Origin of the sequence: Streptosporangium amethystogenes subsp. fukuiense, from assembly GCF_042665875.1 — a bacterium.
In the GTDB taxonomy this organism is placed as follows: domain Bacteria; phylum Actinomycetota; class Actinomycetes; order Streptosporangiales; family Streptosporangiaceae; genus Streptosporangium; species Streptosporangium fukuiense.
Window position 1 is genome coordinate 6,903,011 of the sequence record NZ_JBHTEE010000001.1, and the last position, 16,776, is coordinate 6,919,786.

Genomic DNA, 16,776 nt, shown 5'->3' on the forward strand with positions numbered 1-16,776 from the left:
TCCGGCGGCGCGAGCCGATGAGCGTCGGGGAGATCGTCACTGCCGTCGGGATCGGCCAATCGACGGTGTTGCACCACTTAGAACCACCCCTGTTCATCCATCAGACAACGATGACGGCCATCCCTCTGCGCTTTTGCCTCATCACTTTGAGGACGCAGCGCCTTCCTATGGGCGGTCGCGGTGCTTGGTCACTCCGGTCGCCATGGGGTGCGCCGCCGCACTATGCCCCCGGCGAGCAGAACACGGCTGACTGACGAGCCCTCACCTGCCGAGGTCACCTGCTCTTCTCCGATAACCACTCGAACCAGGACTGGCCGGTGCGCCATGCCGTCGCCGGGATGCCCTGCTCTTCGAGAGCTCCGGGATAGGTCCGGTCGTAAATAGCGGCCCACGCGACCGCGTGATCGGGGCGGATGAGCAGCCACGGGGCCACAACACTATCCAGGCGCAGGCAACTCATGCCGGGAAGGTCCGTGTCTTCCTGGAGGGTGCCCGTCGCCAAACCGGCAGCCAGCAGGCCGCGCCAGCAGGTCAGCAGCTGTGGCACATGCCCATACTCGGCCAGCCGGCGGGCGTTGACCTGAACGGGAAGTGCCTCATGGGTGATCTCCGCCCAGAGGGCGGGCATGCCCAGCAGCCGCGCGGCATGCAGCCGGTGCGTGCCGTTCACCCCTAACTGGTACAGCGGTCCCGCAGGCCCTGGTATGCGGTAGACGCAGACAGGGTCCCTACACAGGCTCCACACCGTCAAAGCCTGTTCAAGGGAGCCGGACAGCATTGCTGCCGCCATCGCTGGCACGGTGGTGGGCCGGTGAGTGGTGAAGTCATTCCATAGGCGCCTGGCACCGGTGGCGGCCACAGCGGCCGGGTCGATCCACCCGGCTGTCACAGTCTCCCCGAGATCGAGGTCCTCGCCCTCGCGATGGACGGTCGAGTGGATCTCCAGGTCCGGCGCCAGTGGCTCGGTGGCGTTGAGATGATCGGCGCGCTGGGTCAGGTTCTCGGTGATGGAGGCATCGGCGGGCCAGTGCTCTTGTACCTGCTTCATCATGGCCGCGAACCGTGCTTCATGGGCTTCGGCGGTGGCCTGCCAGGCGTCGGTCAAGCTGACGGACGGCTGGCGCCGGTGCTCAGGGAGATGGCCGCGGTGCCCAGGCCCATGGCCTCTGAGGGGCAGCTGCCAGCGAGGGGTTTGCGGCGTGCATTCCCAGATCACCTCCATCGGGCGCGCAGCGGGAACACTCCAGCCGCGCAGCAGGCTGGGGGCGGCCGCGGGGACGGGCGCCCAGCCGTACAGAGCCGACTGCGTGTCTGCGTCTGTGCAGTGCGCCTCGAAGTAGCCGTTGGGCTCGTAGGTAGAGATGCGCCAGCGCACCGGAGCCAGATGTGGTGATTGGCGCTCTTGGGCAAGGCGTTCCTGCCGCTGGGCATGGTCTGCCATCTCGTCATTGAGCATCAGATCTTGCCAGCGGCGAAACTCCTTCAGCGTGGGCCGGGCCAGGTCCGCTCGGGGTGGATGAACGGCCCCGCTACGCAAGTCCTGAATCGCCTCGCGCGCCTCCACGAGGGCGTCATACATCTCGCCGGCGTGCTGTGTCTGTGAGGTCAGATCAAGGGTGTACTGCCCTACCGTGGCAAGGGCTGCTTGGACATCGAGTTGAAGGCAGGCGGCCCGTAGCAGGACCTCTTCCTCCCAGTCCTGGTTGTCGGCTGCCGATTGCATCGCGGTGATCGATGCCTGGGCCTGAGCCAGGCGGATCGCGTTGTACACCGCATCGGCTCGCCCGCTACCGGCCCCGGCCGCCCACTCAACCAGGCGATGGGCCACCAACAGGGCCCAGCGCCGTAGACGCGGAAGCCGGGCTCCCCCATCAGCCCGTCGACACGGCTCCTGCGAAGGTGCTGCACAGGCCGGGCATCCCAAGGTCGGCTCCACGGTCCCACAGTGCCGGTCGGTGGCTCCTTCGGCAACCGGTTCTCCTCGGCCTCAAACAGCGGAGCAATGCATTGCAGCCGCGCCGAGGCCGAGCGCACCAAGAACCGCGGGCGTTGACCGGATCGCATTGGCTGGCTTGCGCAGTCGAGGAAGGAGCCTCACGAGCATCTCCCCCGGGTGCCGCACCCTCGACGCAGGCCGCTCGACGGCTCCGGAGCGTAGCCCGGGCAACCGGACTCGGCGCGGGTCCGCGCTCCCGGCTGGCGCTATCGCGGATCGTCATCCGGATCGGCTCCATGGTAGGCGATGGCTCCGATCAAGGCCGGGGTCATGTACTGGGTGTAGGTGGGAACCCCCTCATGCACCGCCTGTGCGTCGCTGGTTGACCGCGGCCCACAGGTCGGGCACCTCACCTCATGAGGGGGGAGCGGGTTCCTGCGATGCCAGCGCGCTCCGCGGCTCAGCTGCGTGCTCACTGTGCCGAGAGGACTCCGCGTCCGGGGGAGCGTCTTCCTCCTGCTCCCTCGGCGTCACCTGTTCGGCTGCCGGCACCAAGAGCCGATCGCCCTGTCCCTCGCGGTGCCGCGCTGCGGCGGGAGATTCCCCATCGACGCCCACGACGTGCTCGTCGACCCGGTCGGTAACTCAGCCGCCGACCGGCCGAAACTCCTCACCGTCGCTTCCCTGCGATGCGCCGCTATCAGCCGGGAGCGCGGCCGCCAGCTTTTCCCCGGCCTCGGGCACGTCGTGCTCGCCGTCCTGGCGCACTCCCGGGCGCAGCACAGCGGGTAGGTCGAACACCGAGTCAACCCCCGCGATCATCGCGATCACGGTCGGCCGCGAGGCCAGGAAGGTGAATCTGTTCAGCCAGGTGTCACGCAGCCGCTGCATGCACACCGTCGGCGCCGTGGGCCAGAGGGTGCTTCGCGCCCACAGCGCCGCGATCTCCTCCGAGGCGCTGAGCGGCCCCGAGGCGCCGACGCTGTCCTGCCGGGCCCAGAGCTGAAGCAGCCAGCCATCCTGCCCGGCCAGGCGCTCGATCTGTGGGTACAGCGTCTCCTTCCAGGAGGAGTGTTCTCTGTCAAGTGTTGCGTGTTGAGTTTCGAAGCACTCGAGAGACCCAGGAGACGGGCTCGCTTCACTGTCTCCTGAGCCAACTCGGATTCACGTAAGTTTAGACAGATGTGCGGTTTCCGATAGATGTGCTAGGTGCTGGTGAATCGATCTTCTGATTCCGCTGGCTTTTTTCTAACGGCACCCCTTTCTCGGATCGCACCCAGTTCCTGGACGAGCTGGACGGCAAAGAAAGTAGCCGCGCACCCCACAAGGAAAGAGAGGATCGCCTGGCCGCTTGAGCCGTGAAGCCCAAAAGACATCACTGCGTTGCTCGCGGAGATCAAGATCATGACGAGAAGTCTTTCCATGCCTATGGACCGACCCGCCTTGACGTGCGTTGTGATGAGTTTGGCAGGCACGGGAACGCCATGATCACAACGAGAATCTTCGAGAACTGCTGCGCGGGCGGCAATGGCGTCAAGTTCGCCCTGGACCTGCTGTTCGTCGGCTGCGGTGGCCTGGGACACTCTGCGATAGCTCGTGGCCAGCTTGCGGTCCAGTTCCTGATCGCTAATGGTTAGGCGTCGAGGAAGCTTCATGCCGGCCTCCCTTCCATACCCGTGCGAGGTGCTCTCTGTGGCGCGGGAGCAGATTCGCTGATCAGCTTTTTGAGTCTTTTTCGCCCAAGGTGCAGATGAACCCGGACCGCAGCCTGAGAGCACTGCAGGATCTCCGCGATCTCCCCTCGTTTCCAGCCTCGCGCCTCGAGCAGCACAGCCGCCCGCTGCTGCGGAGGGAGGTGCTGCAGAGCTGCAACAAGTTCTTGAACGATAACTCCTGCTTCGACCCCGGCCCATGGAGTCAAAGAGCTCCATTTCCAGCTTTCACTCCGGTGATCGTCACCCGTTTGAGAGCCGGGGTGCGTTTTCCGCGCTCTCCCGCCTTCTCGATGCGCGAGGTTTTTCGCGGTGGCGTAGATCCACGGACGAGGCTGCGTTATTCGATCCCACTTAGCAAAGGCTCGGGCGAATGCCTCAGCAGCGATATCCTCGGCATCCATGCCTGGGCCCGCGTAGTGCCAGAGGAACCCGATCACTTCAGAGCGATGCGTGCGGTAGAAGTCGGTGAACGAGAGCTTTGGCGGGTCAGGCCGCCTGGGCTTGTCGCGGGATGGCAACGAGGGTCCTAAGCGTTCGCGGCCGACCCGATGCGGATCGTCCAGTGGGAACCATCGGCCCGAACTTCGCTGATCTCCGAGCCGGTGGGCAGGTCAGTCACGTTCTTGGTGAGGATGGCCAGTTCGCGTTCCCGGCGTTCGGTCAGACGCTCACCAGTGTTGAGGATGCGGTGCCCACCGTAAGCCATGGCCACCAGCGTGTAAGGGTCGATCATGGAGGTTCTCCTGTCAGTGAGTTGCCCTAGCAGGCCGCTCAATTTGCTCTGTCAGATATGGAGAGCCTCGAGGTGGCCAAGCGTTAAAAAAGATTCTTCGAATCGTCACCTAGTACCATGATCGACGCCTCTGGCGTCCTGTTATTCCTATTTGTCCAGACTGGTGGAGTTTCCCATGGAGAACGGCAGTCACGGTTTGAGTACGTGCAGCCCTTGCGGACGAGCTGAAGCCAGCTCCGCGCGTAGCCGACGATGGCACAGGTTCACTCTCGGCTTCCGGCGATGAGGCGCCCCGGACGTATCCTGGTCGGTTCACCACGCCACGGAAAGGTCCGGTAGTGATCATCAAGACCCTGGAAGAGCTGTGTCAAGCCGACGACCGCACTTTGCACTTCACTCCCATGGGCCTGGGCCTCGGTGTGCGCATGCGCCCGGAAGGTGCCGCTGAATTCCAGCAACAGGTCGTCGCCCAGTTCGACCTTGCGCCGCAGGTCGCCGAGAGCACCCGCAAGAGCTTCGAAGACCTCCGCACAGCCTTCGCCCACGGGCTGTTCTGCTACGAGATCTTCACGCTGGTCAACGACCGCGGCCTGCTGGTGCTGGAGCAAGCCCTCCGAGACCGGTTCATTGCCCACCACGGAGGCACCGTGAGGTTCGTCGACGAACGCAACGGCACCCAGCATGCCGTGGCCACTGGCAGCTACCACGAACTGCACGACGTCGTGCGCAAGAACCCCCGACGGCGGCTCCTGCTCGACGGCGGGCAGACCATCGCGTTCAACGGCATGCTGGGCGACCTGCGCACCTGGGCACGGCGCCTGGGACTGCTGCGCGGGCAGCGCAACCGTGCCATCGAACAGGCGATCAGTGACCTGCGTAACCTGGCCGCTCATCCGGCCGGCTACCACCTGACCACTCCGGTTGAAGCCGCCCGAACCCTCAGCGACCTCGCCGAAATCATCAACCACCTCTGGGGCGTGGCCACCCCGGGCGGGCGCCTGTATCCCGCTCCTCATCGGCGCGACGTCGTCGTGGTGGCATGGGACACCGCCGGCACACAGCTGCAGATGGGACTGGCCGATGAACTGGCCACCGCGGTGGACCCCGCCGTGGGCCCCACTGCGGACCCTGCCGATCCGCGGTGGCGCGCTGTCATCGTGCGGGCCGTGTTCCGCGCCGATCAGGGCATCGCCGATCCTGGCCTGCGCGCGTTCGACTCCCGGTACGAGGTCACCCAGTACCCAGCCGATCTGCTGTGGGGGCCGGGCTCGCTCGCCGACGCCGCCGCATGGACCGCCGAGCACCAGCCCGAGGCCGACGAGTGCGACTACCTCGACCGCACCTTCGTCGTCCGATACGACGGCACCAGCCTGTACTGGCCGATGCGGCCGTCGGTGGCTGCGGCCCTGCCAAACGCCGACCAGAACGGCTACTGGTACGCCATCAAGGCCGACCACCCAAACGAGGCCTACCACCATGTCCGTACCCGCATCACCGCTACCGGCTGCGCCCGACGCGGACCATGCCAGCAGTGCCACGCCGAGACCCTCCACACCGGCCACTACCAACAGGTCATGGCGGCCATATCCGACCCGGTGCCGCCGACGCCGTCGCTTCCCCCAGATGCCGCGACGCCGTGGGCACATCCGCGCGTTCGCGTGATCCTGTAACCAGGAAGTCCTGGCGCAGTGTGGGCGCATCTCCTGGTTACGGCAGCCAGAGCGGGCGCTACCCTCACTTGCTCATCGTGATCTCCCCGCTCATAGGTGAGGTGGCGAGGAAGGCAGTGGTCGAGGTGATCGGCGATCGCGAACTGCACCCGCGTGAGGAGCTGGGTGCACTAGGTTCTGGGCATGTCGCCGTTCCTGCTCTCCGTGGATGAGATGATCGAACTGAGGGCCGGGTACGCCCATGAGCTTCCTGCCGATCTCCGCTCCTACCAGGAACACCTCGCGCACGGCACACCGGTTGTCCTGGCTCCCAGCTCAGGCTCCATCGCACAAGACGGCCTGAGGCCTGATGCGTACTGCGTCACGCCCACCGACTGGGGTGGCGAGATCCGGACCCCGGTCTACACCCGCCAGCAAGCGCACCGCCGGCGACTTCGCCCTCAGCAGACAGAGACTGACGATCTGGTCACCGATACCACGAATCGCTTGCGCGACGAATTCCGCGATGACGACGCTTCCATCGCGTTCCTGGCCGGGAGGACCGCGCGATGCTGTGGCCGGGTCAGTGAACTCGCCATCTTCGACAGCATCGGTGAGCCGATCTTCGATCAACCCTTGGCGCCGCACAACGGCGAACGCTGCGATGACCGCGGGGTGGAGGAGTTCTGGCCGTGCGCGCGCGAGCACCAGCCCCCGGAAAACTCCTGGGCGCCGTTCTCGCATTGGGCCCCTCAACTCGGCCTGGTCTTGAACTACCACAACCTCAACCACGCGCTGGAAATCCCGAGCCTGACGGCCCAAGGCGGCCGAGCCCGGTCCCACGTCGTAGTGTGGGGAACCGACCTGCTGCAGGCCCTGCATCGCGAGTACGCCTTCGCCCACGGCCACCCCCGCAACGGCAAGATCCAGAAGGTCAAGGACGAGCTTCGCGCCGTGAGTTTCTGTGACCTGCAGATGGCGGACCTGCTGTGGCGCGGCGCCTGGCCGGGCGGCGTCGCCGAATTCGCGCACCTCAACGGCGCCACCGCCGGTGATGACTGCCGCCTGATGCACCAGCATCTGCGTCATCTCACCCAGCGCCCCCGGCGCACTCCGGCAAGAGCCGACCGGCTGCCTCGTGCTTCTGCCTTCCCCGTCGCTCCGCCGCCGTCCTTCGTCATGGCCGCCGCGCCGTCGGCGGACACCCTCGCCGATCGCGAAGGCTGGACGTTCAGTCGCGGTCGTTTCACTCTGGCCAGCGCCTCCCGGCGCCCCCGCACGTCTGCCCTTCCCGTCCAGGAGCCGATCGCCGACCCCGAAGCCCTGAGCACGTTCACCGGGTTGGACCTCCAAGGCGCCACCGATGTTGTCCGGGTGGCCACGCAGCGGCGGGAACAGGGCAAACTGCGCCGCTACCTGCTGGGGCACCGCACGAGCGCCGATTGCAACCTGTGCGGCAGGACGCTTCCGGTCTCCTACCTTCACGTGGCCCATATCAAGCGGCGCGAAGACGCCGACGACGCCGAGCGCCGCGACCCGGCGAACGTGATGATCGCCTGCGTTCTGGGCTGCGACGCGCTTTTTGAGCAGGGCGAGGTGTATGTGGACGAGCACGGGGTGATTCGCGCTCGCCCGGCCCCGGCCGGATCGTCAACCGATCTTTTCGCCGCGCTCAAAGCACTGGAGGGCCTGCGCTGCGCGGCGCATTCACCGCTCTCGGAGCGTTACTTCCACGCTCATCGGCACCGTCACGGACACAGCGCTGATCTCGGAGAATGACACCTCTCAAGGCCCCAGAGAAAAGAGGAAAGCCCCAGCCGACCGCTCTGGCTGCGACGATCAGTGGTATAAGCGCCGCTGTCCCTCTCCTGAGTGAGGCGCCCATCAGCGAGCCCCAGGAGTGCGGGCGGCATCACCCGGCCGAGCCGAGCCGCCGGCGTCCCGGTGAAAGGCTGCCCGACACGCACCGGCCAGGGCAGAGCAACGCGGCGTGGACGTCCTGGCCACGTCGCCTCGGCGTCGATCTTCCACGCGTGGGGTGACCGTCGAGTAACGGTCACCCCTTAATGGTAGGGCGCTTACCTCGTAAGAGCCCTACCCGCGCTGGTTAGATGTTGATGATGCCCTGTCGTATGAGCACGATGACGACGACTACGCCAAGCAGGGCGCCCGCGTAGGGTCGGACGCTCTCAGGAACGCGGATATTGATCGAACACACGACACCTGCCATGAAAGCCTCTTTCCTCGGGTGGCGATTTGTTGACCCTGGACCTGGGCAAACGCGGAGTCGCGGCGCGATACACTGACCGTGCATGCAAGACAGGTGCTTAGCGCCTCGGGCTCCGCCCGAGGTCCAGGGGTACCGCACGGGTCCGGCCCCACGCGAATGGGGTTCGGGCCCCTTTGTTGTGACCCATCGAACAATACCGATAATCTGCCGAGCGCGCGGGTATAGGCGCGAAATTCGGCCCAGTTCTGTGCCCCTTTTTCCTGGCTCCCGGCGCAAGCGTCCACATCGCCTCACCGTGACGGCCCCTCCTTCTCAGCTCTACGGCTCTGACCTGCACTTCGTTCCCGCAGCTTGCGGTAAGTTGTGCGATAAGGTCAGTCAGAAGTAATCGCATCCAAAGACTGTCACGTACTTATTATTTACCGTTCACTCCTTCGTTTTTATTACCGCGAGGACGACCTCATTTTATCCCCCGTCTACGCTTATCAATAATCCTCGTTAATATTTGCTTTTTAATCTTCCAGTGACTATACGATGGTACGCAGTGTCCGGGAGTCTTCTTCGTTTGCACGATGAACTCCCATCTCCTCGTCTGCAGTGAGAGGAAGTCTCGAAGTCTCGACAAGCGGATCGACGACTGCGCTATCGAACTTCGGGATGTTCCTGAAGTCCTCCACGGTGTGACTTCTAGCGAACGTCGCAGTTCTCGGACATGACTCTTTCGGTGATGCCGACGTCGAGTGCGAGAAATCCATGATCATATGTCGTGCCGACGCGAAAAGCGCTCCGAGGCAGCCGCTGGCGGACGAACAGCGTAGTGCCGGTGTCAGGGGTTGTTCGTGGCCATGCGGCCCAGACAACGCCACTCAGCGCTCCGGCCGCTCGCGATCTGGATATCTGGGCAGGACTCGGACAGTCGTCGGCTACGCGAGCTCAGCGATCGGGCTCTGTCCCCTGCGAGCCGATTCGGGATCGGCCCGGCGCTTTCCTGAGGTCTACCGCGGAAGCTGTGGGCTGGGCCAGCCGAGCCACTGCATGGTCACCCTCAGGTGAGCTGGCTCATGCCCGCAAAACCCCTGGTCGAGACGACCTCAGTGCCGGATCCGGAGCACGAGCCCTCGCTTTCGGCTGATCTTGGCGTGGGCGCAGCCAGACATACCGGGCTTGTTCCAGCTCACGATGGTCAGCGGAGTCGCCGAGCAAGACGGCAGGTTGATCCGGACTATGAGAGATTCGGCTGTCCGGATTCAGGGGCATTTTCGGTGGATCGTGAGGGTGCGGTTGTGCTGAAGGCCTGCTGCCCGGTGGCGGCAGGACAGTGCAGTTATCCCCAGAATCGCGTTCGGTCCTCCGTCGGCGACCCCTCTTCATCACCCTTATGACCGGGAGATACCCGGTCAGGAAGGAAGTGGGTGGACATGCCCGATCGTGTGGTGTTGGTGCTGCTGGCCTCAGTGGTGGCGATGACGGGCCTGCGGCTGACGGCCGGAATGGGGTGGCCCGACGCCTTGTCCTGGGGGCTGTGATCGGACGGAGCGACAGCAATGGCCGCCTGGTCCGTACTGAGCAAGGAGACAAGCCCTCGTAGCGTCGAAGCCGGACCGAGCCGGGAAGCCGCGGCCGAGCCGGCTGGCCCACTGGCTCACTGACCTGGCTGGCCGGGCCGGGCCTCAGGTGCGACCCGACGTCGTACTCCAGCCTGGCCCGGCAGATCAGGGCGCGCCGTGTTGAATCAGCGCGGTCAGCTCACGTTCACGGCGGCGTCGGTGGCCGGGTGGCGGCGGCATTCTCTGAACTACGGCGTATCGGCGTAAGGGGAGGTGGTTGAGCAACACACAGGAGCCAGCCCTAAGCACCTGCAGGTGAGGGGCTTGAGCCGGCTCCCGAAAACGGGTCCTGCGTCTGGGTCGCGTCTTACGACCTCGTGCATAGTTGGGATTGAGGCGCGGTGGCCTGTGGTCACGTTCTCTTATGCGGTCTGCTGGTCGGACAGGGGTCCCGCGATGGCAGGGACGATCTCGGGCAGGTGGTCGCGACGGTCATAGTGGCGGGCCAGGGCTCGCCAGTTCTTCAGGGGAGCGATGCCGTGCTCGACCGGTCGTCGGCGGGCGGCATGGGCGTGACGAGCTGCGTCGTGATGGGCCATCAACCACTGCACGTCATCGAGGTATTTGCCGCGGCGTTTGCGCGGTGGAGTCACGACTTGGCCTCCGGTTTGGTTGCTCAGGCCTTGATAGCCGGCATCGGCCAAGATCTCCACGTTCCGGGTATCGGACAGCAGCTCTAGCAGTCCTGATTGCCGTGCCTGGGTGATGTTGGCTACCGATCCGGGACGGACCTGACCACAGTAGAGCACCGCGCCGTGGGCGTCGGTGAGCACCATCGCCTTCATCGCGTTGATCCGGCTCTTGCCCAAGACGAAACGAGCATGGTCCACGGTGCTGGCCGCCGGGCGGCGAACACGGATCTCGGTCGCATCCAAGATGGCCGTCTGGTTGTTGTCGCCCAGGTGAGCGATCACCTCGGCCAAGGTGGTGAGCCTCTGGCCGGGAGCGATGCGGCATCCGCGCTGGGCAAGCAGCGGGCGGATCTGACCGATGGCGCGGGTAATGGCGGAGCGATCAACCCCGAACCAGCAGCCCAGCACATCATGGGTGACGCCATGGCGCAGGTGGACCAGCGTGGCCAGGAGCCGGTCAACAAAGACCAGTTTGTGTCGGGCGCCCGCGCTGATCCGGCGTTGACGGGGTCTGGCCTGCAGCTCGGCCTGCCGTTGGGTCTCCCATAGCGGCCCGATCTCGGCTACTAACTCCGCCAACACACATCTACTGGCAATCCGGTGACACGCCTGTTGTTCACCACGATCGAACGCCTGACAATCCTCGCCACACGTAGATCAACGATCACTCACACCGCTGGCTACGGCTAACCACGCACGAGGTCGTTAGCTCAGCCAATCAGCGGGGATGAGCTTGGTCCCGCCTCGCCAATTGTGTTCGACGGAGTCGCGGAACCAAGGTTCGGGGAGATTGGCATGGTCGCCGACGATGATCTGCAGGCCGGGCGAAAGTTCCTGGATGACGTCGTACAGCAGCCGGAAGGTCCGCAGGACGGCACCGCGATCGGCGTCGCCTTCGGGGACGCCGCTCTGCAGGGACATGTCGGAGGGGTAGTGGGCCTGGGTTGGCTGGTCGAGGATGAGGAAGCGGGGCACGGGCCTGTTCTGCCTGGTGAAGTAGCGGTGGAGTGCCAGGTGGGTGGCCAGGTGATAGCCGATCCAGTTGGCAGCACTGCCGATGCGTTCCAGTCGGATGGGACCTCGTTCGGTGTCGGTGACGACGGTGAGGCGGGCGAGGTCGAGGCGGACGCTGCCCTCGCTGTGTTCGAGTTCGAGCCGGTCGGCGTAGGCGGTCATGTCTTGGCCGACCAAGAGGAGTCGTGAGGTGAGCTGTTCGCGGTCCTCGTCGTCATTGAGTTCGGCTTCGAGGGCAGCAACGGTCGCGGCTGCACTTTCGGCGGCCGCGCGTAGTCTCTGCAGTTCAGTGTCATCGGTGGAATCGACACGGGACAGGATCGCGTCGATGCGTCCACGGGTGAAGTCGCGTCCGTCGGCTGAGGTGAGGTCGATGACCCGGTTGGCGGTGCGCAGCGCAGTCAGGGCGGCTTCGGTGCTGGCGAGTTGGTCGCGCAGGGAACTTGCCTGGCCGTCGAGGGCGATGAGGGCGCTGCGCTGCGACGGCCTCGCCTCAGCGAGGTTCTCTAGCTGCGCTTGCAGCAGGGTCAGACTGGAGCGGAGGGCTGCCGGAGTCGGGTCGGCATGTTCGGTCTCGTGCCCGCAAACCGGGCATGCGGGGGAAACCAAGGGCCCGGATTCAGGCACGACGTCGATAAGGCCGAGGCTTGCCAGACGCCCGGCCTGGAGCTGCAATGCCTCCTCGTAGTCCGTTTCCCCATCGCGGTGGTCCAGTAGTAGAGCCCGGTCGGCCATGACCCGGCCGAGGTCAGCCCGTAACGTCTGTGCCTGGCGTTCGAGAGCGATGTATTGGTCCTGCTGGGCGATGTCATCGACTGCGGGACGGGGCTGCTGCGGAGGCGGCGCGACCCGGGCGCCCTGGAGGACGCGGACCAGCGTAAGACGGTCGGTGATCTCTTGCTCAGCGATCAAACCGACGGCGCGGGCCTCGCTGTACAGGGCGCGCAACTCTACATCGATGGTTTGAGCTGCCAGTTCCGCACCGCGAAGCGCGGCTTCGGCGCGTTGGAGAGCATGTTTGGCGCCTCGGAGCTGGGCACGTTTGATCGCTTGGTCCTGCGGGACAGCCCCGAGGAAGTAGGGGATGGTGTCGCGCAGGCTGTCGGCGATGCCGCGTTCGCCCTGACGGTGGAACAACGCGGTGGAGCTGGCGATCTCGTTCTGGCTCTGAAGGCAGAGCAGGACGGCGTGGGCGAGAGTCGCCTCCAGCGGCGCGCGGCCGCTGGCTCCGGGGTCGGTGATGTTCTCCTCGATGCCGATCCGTCGGCCGATCTGGGTGCGCAGAGTGGCGGCGTTGGTATTGACGACGAGATCTTCCAGCGCCGGCGGCTGGCGGAGGTCGTTACCGAACTCCAGCATGGCTTGCTGGGAGGACGCCTTCCCTGCGGCGGGTGCGGGGCGGGCAATGAAGACCTGCCCCTCATCCAGCTGCCAGAGGGTCGCATACCAGACGACGGTGTCGGTGATCGGCCCTTCGGGGACCTGGATGGACTTGCGCCCCAGGCAGTAATCCACGATGGTCAGCAGCGCGCCTTTGCCTGTCCGAGACTCACCGGTGACAATATTCAGACGTCCGGGCCGAAAGTCGACACGGCGGATGGCGCCCTGGGCGTTGTAGAGGATGACCGACAGCAGCTGCACCGAATTAGGGTGCCACACCGAAGAGCGCGAAGAGGGTTGCCGGCTGATCTACCCGGGTGAACCACTTCCCGATGAGCCCGGACGCGCGGACGATCTGGGCGGCGTCACCGGCCTTGATCGGCTTGGCGGTGGCTGCGAGCGCGCCATGCAGTCCGCCGTCGCCGGTCACCGTCAGCATGCGGTTGGCCATGCCGAACCGTAGCCCTTCACGGACGTGCTCGGTGAGGGCTTGGGCGCGCTGTGGGAATCCCGCCCGGATCACGGCGTTATCGGTGATCCAGGTTGACAGGTGGGTGCGGGTGTCGCGTGGCAGCGCCTCCCGGGTGCCCTTGTGGAGAACGAGGGGCGCAATCAGGAACGCCAGGTGCCAGGGCATCGCCTGGCTGGACTGGCGTTCGTACTGGATGGCCCCGTTCGCGGAGATGACGGCCATGAGTGCGGGGTTGAGAAGGGCTGCTGCCTCGCGAGGTCGATCCGCCCACGCTCTCACGGGCCCTCCGACGCCCCGTCCGGGGCGGAGACGCTGAGGAGTTCCTCAAGACGGGACTGAAAGTCAGGGTGCCACCCGATCACCTGGTTCTCGGCCAGCACGTGACGCCGGCCGCGGGCGAAGAAAGCGTCGTTGTAGCGTGGCCGCACGTTGACCGAGGTGGAATCCCGCAACGTGCGCAGCAGCGCCTTACCCGCGGTGATCTTCGCGTCCTCGTCGGCGTCGAGCCCGAGGTCCTCGACCATGTCGGCGAACGCCCGATCCCATTCGTCGCGCAGGTTGTCCTCGAACTTCCCGAGCTCATGCAGGCCGATCAGGTCCTCGGTGATCCATTTGGTCGCCTGCGTGACAGCTCGGTAGTAGTCGACGATCGCTTTGCGGAGATTCACCTCGTTGCAAGCGACCCAGCGCATCTGATGCACGAAAACGCTGTCGGTGTGCAGGGCGATGACGTGGTTCTCATCGACATCGGCCAGCTCCACTGTGGTGGGCAGATTGTCTTCGCTGAACTGATCACGTAGATGCGAGAGCATGGCCTGGGCCTCGCCGGCGCCCACCCTCTGGCGGCGGCGTTGCAGCATGTCCAGAGCGACTCCAGCCCACCACTTCCACACCATCGACAGATACAGGTCCTGGTTGGCGTGCGGTAGTGCGGCCCACAAGAGCTTGCGAAGTTTCTCGTCCAGGTCATCGACGCCGAGGGCTCCATCGGCCACGGTCACGCGGTTCAAGAAGATCTGCTGTTCGGCCTCGGTGAAGTCCAGGAAGCGCTTGCGCGCGTTCTCGGTGGTCTTGTTCTTGGACGTGCGTGCCGCGTCGTTGAGCTTGATGACCGCCACCTGGGTGTTTCGGGAGTCTCGCCGCAGAGCATGGGCGGCGGTATTGGCAGCTGCCACGGCCGTAGTCACCAGGATCAGCGCCGGCCCCTGAGGATCTGTGGGCTGCGCGGTGTTCATCCACACCGTGAGCGTCTTCCACAGGTCGACGTCCTTGTCGCCCAGCGCGGTGGCGGAGCCGATGTGATGCTTGGCTTGCAATAGTTCAACCGGGGAACCGGCCTGTTCCCAGGCAACATCATCATGAGTCTCGATGCTGATCGCCTGGTCGGGCCGGTCGGGAGCCCGGTGGAGCAGCTCGACCAAACACCAGTTCACCTGGTAGAGATACCCGATCGCACTCGCGGAGGCGTCGTGCTGACCGGCAGGCATAGATCGAGTCTCTATCGGTCCCGGACCCCGTGTCCAGGATACGAACGCGATTCCTTCATCTAATAGCGCTCACCGCACGCGAAGATCCCGGACTTCGCCAGCGCAGCAGGTGGGCCGCTAAGCCGGATGCCGTGCTCACTTGAGCGGCCGTCTGCAGTCATGCAAGCGCTGACGGGCTGGTCCTCTGGAGAGCCCAGTACACCCCGTTCCTCCAGAAGATCAAGTCGAGCCCATCGCTCCTGCCGAGCGACGTTCCCACTCTGATCTCCCACGAGCGGCAGCATGGCAGACACCACTGACAGCACGAAACTTGCCGCCATGCAGACCGCCCCGAGACGCAGCCGCGAAGGTGCGGTGATGCCCTCACCTCGCCACAGAGACCTTCCGGACCATGTTCGGAGCACACTGTCACTTTGAATGTCGTTCGGGCGGCCTGATTAGATGCCGATCAAAATGACAGTGCCCAGGTCGGCCCCAAGCCTCGCTGTCATGTTCGGCGACGCCAGACAACCGCGACACCATCGCAGCCCTGCTCGGCCTGCCCTCTACACCCCGCAGCCCTACACCCTGGGAAGCCGTCACCTCCATCCGAAATCGTCGAAGACCTCGACCTCCGCGAGGCTGCCCTGCTCCTGGCCGGCGGAGGAGACGTCAGGAGATGGTGAGCGTGCCGTTCGCGTTACGGGCGCAGGTGACGATCGTGCGGGACGCGGCGGTGAGGGCACCGGTCAGGCACTGGCCGAGGACGGCGTGGCCCGCGGCGTTGGGGTGCCATGACTCCTGGCAGGTCTGGAAGTAGGTGACGCAGGTGTTCGCCACCCGCTGGACGCCGATCTTGTCCCAGCCGGAGAGGCTGGTGACGAACGTGCCGGACGGCCCGTCCTGCACCCGGACCGGCGTGGCGAGCGCGTCCGTCGGGCTGCCGGGGTTCTCGCAGAGCCGGGCCCCGTCGAAGGCCTTCTGGACGTCCAGTACGCGCAGGTCGGCCGTCGGACGCTCGGCCGCCAGCGTGGTGTAGGCGTTCTTGACCAGGGAGCCGAGGTTCTGGGAGAACACATGCCCGGGGGCGAGGCTCGCACGGTGGATCGGGCAGCCTGCGGCGTACCGCTCAGCACCGAGGGCGCGGAACTTGTCGCGGGTGTCGGTGCGGTTGTCCTCGTCCCGGTACTGCGGGGCGACGTCGAGCGGCAGCGGGTTGGTGTAGGTCTGCAGGATCACACGGTGGACGCCGTCGGCGTCGATTTGGGTGAGGGTGTCGAGGATCTGGCGCAGAGCCGCGGTGGTCTCGGTGGTGGCGGTGGCGACCTCCGCGTCGGAGGCCAGGTCCGAGACGGTGCAGGGCTCCTGCGGCACCTCGCCGCCCAGGTAGGCCCAGAACTCCCACCAGCCCGTCCAGGCGTCGGCGATGAAGCGGTTGGCGCACACCGTGGCCACGTCGCCGAAGGTGAACTGGGTGTTGTTGGAACCGAGGCCGATGAGGACGACGTCGATGTCGTGGGTCTGGGCGACGGCGCGTAGCTGATCGAGCTGCGAGGCGACGGAGCGGCCCTTGGCGCGGGCGCTGGAGGGGTTGGCGATGTCGGCGGGCTGGCCACCGGAGCACGCGAGGTTGAAGCGGTCCTGGATGCCGGGGAGCGACGCCTTGAAGAGCGAGGCGTTCGCCGACCGGTGGCAGAAGTAGGCGTTGCTGTTGGCCGCCGACCAGCCGGGGAAGGCCTGCGCCGTCCCGGAGGCGTCGACGACGGGCTGGTAGTTCCCCGCGCCCTCCCCGCTGATGAAACTGTCGCCGAGCGCGACGGCGGCGGTGGGCAGGGCCGCGTGCGCCGCTCCGCTCTGGACGACTTGGATACCGACCGTGCCCACCAGGAGCGCGGCCATCGCGGCCACCCGCCGGAGAAACCTCACAGCCACCCCATTTCCT

At 65.6% G+C, this 16,776-nt stretch carries 13 protein-coding genes; 3 read left to right on the plus strand and 10 right to left on the minus strand.

What is annotated here, in order from left to right; translation table 11 throughout:
- Window positions 1–17: 17 nt before the first annotated feature.
- A complete protein-coding gene (locus tag ACFQVD_RS30320; protein WP_386274395.1) occupies window positions 18–254 on the plus strand; it encodes a hypothetical protein in 237 nt (78 codons plus the stop codon).
- 20 nt (window positions 255–274) lie between these two features.
- Here ACFQVD_RS30320 and ACFQVD_RS30325 read toward each other — a convergent pair whose 3' ends face one another.
- The 5 genes from ACFQVD_RS30325 to ACFQVD_RS30345 form a co-directional block, all read right to left on the minus strand.
- On the minus strand, window positions 275–1,771 hold the full coding sequence (locus ACFQVD_RS30325; RefSeq protein WP_343961343.1) for a hypothetical protein: 1,497 nt from the start codon (window positions 1,769–1,771) through the stop codon (window positions 275–277).
- A gap of 810 nt (window positions 1,772–2,581) precedes the next feature.
- On the minus strand, window positions 2,582–2,827 hold the full coding sequence (locus tag ACFQVD_RS30330; protein ID WP_343961341.1) for a hypothetical protein: 246 nt from the start codon (window positions 2,825–2,827) through the stop codon (window positions 2,582–2,584).
- 314 nt (window positions 2,828–3,141) lie between these two features.
- Complete coding sequence (locus ACFQVD_RS30335; protein ID WP_343961339.1) at window positions 3,142–3,591, minus strand: hypothetical protein; 450 nt, start codon at window positions 3,589–3,591, stop codon at window positions 3,142–3,144.
- Window positions 3,588–4,169 (minus strand): RNA polymerase sigma factor, encoded by a 582-nt coding sequence (locus ACFQVD_RS30340; RefSeq protein ID WP_386272716.1) that lies wholly within the window; start codon window positions 4,167–4,169, stop codon window positions 3,588–3,590. The genes ACFQVD_RS30335 and ACFQVD_RS30340 overlap by 4 nt, the downstream gene beginning before the upstream one ends.
- An 8-nt stretch (window positions 4,170–4,177) precedes the next feature.
- Window positions 4,178–4,384 carry a hypothetical protein gene (locus ACFQVD_RS30345; protein ID WP_343961337.1) on the minus strand — a complete coding sequence of 69 codons (207 nt, stop codon included), beginning with the start codon at window positions 4,382–4,384 and terminating at the stop codon, window positions 4,178–4,180.
- Between the two features lie 338 nt (window positions 4,385–4,722).
- Here ACFQVD_RS30345 and ACFQVD_RS30350 point away from each other — a divergent pair, with 338 nt between their 5' ends.
- Together ACFQVD_RS30350 and ACFQVD_RS30355 are read left to right on the plus strand one after the other, a co-directional pair.
- Complete coding sequence (locus tag ACFQVD_RS30350; RefSeq protein WP_343961335.1) at window positions 4,723–6,054, plus strand: hypothetical protein; 1,332 nt, start codon at window positions 4,723–4,725, stop codon at window positions 6,052–6,054.
- Between the two features lie 183 nt (window positions 6,055–6,237).
- Complete coding sequence (locus ACFQVD_RS30355; protein WP_343961333.1) at window positions 6,238–7,812, plus strand: hypothetical protein; 1,575 nt, start codon at window positions 6,238–6,240, stop codon at window positions 7,810–7,812.
- Window positions 7,813–10,232: 2,420 nt separating this feature from the next.
- Here ACFQVD_RS30355 and ACFQVD_RS30360 read toward each other — a convergent pair.
- The 5 genes from ACFQVD_RS30360 to ACFQVD_RS30380 all read right to left on the minus strand — a co-directional run bounded on the left by ACFQVD_RS30360 (window position 10,233) and on the right by ACFQVD_RS30380 (window position 16,766).
- Window positions 10,233–11,084 carry a transposase family protein gene (locus tag ACFQVD_RS30360; RefSeq protein ID WP_343961330.1) on the minus strand — a complete coding sequence of 284 codons (852 nt, stop codon included), beginning with the start codon at window positions 11,082–11,084 and terminating at the stop codon, window positions 10,233–10,235.
- Between the two features lie 123 nt (window positions 11,085–11,207).
- Window positions 11,208–13,157: a DUF3732 domain-containing protein gene (locus ACFQVD_RS30365; protein ID WP_343961328.1), complete on the minus strand. Its 1,950-nt coding sequence runs from the start codon at window positions 13,155–13,157 to the stop codon at window positions 11,208–11,210.
- Between the two features lie 4 nt (window positions 13,158–13,161).
- On the minus strand, window positions 13,162–13,647 hold the full coding sequence (locus tag ACFQVD_RS30370; protein ID WP_343961325.1) for a three component ABC system middle component: 486 nt from the start codon (window positions 13,645–13,647) through the stop codon (window positions 13,162–13,164).
- Entirely contained in the window at window positions 13,644–14,855 is a 1,212-nt protein-coding gene (locus ACFQVD_RS30375) for an ABC-three component system protein (protein ID WP_343961323.1), read from the minus strand. Before ACFQVD_RS30375 ends, ACFQVD_RS30370 begins: the two co-directional genes overlap by 4 nt.
- Window positions 14,856–15,506: 651 nt before the next feature.
- Entirely contained in the window at window positions 15,507–16,766 is a 1,260-nt protein-coding gene (locus ACFQVD_RS30380) for a hypothetical protein (RefSeq protein WP_343961321.1), read from the minus strand.
- Window positions 16,767–16,776: the final 10 nt, after the last annotated feature.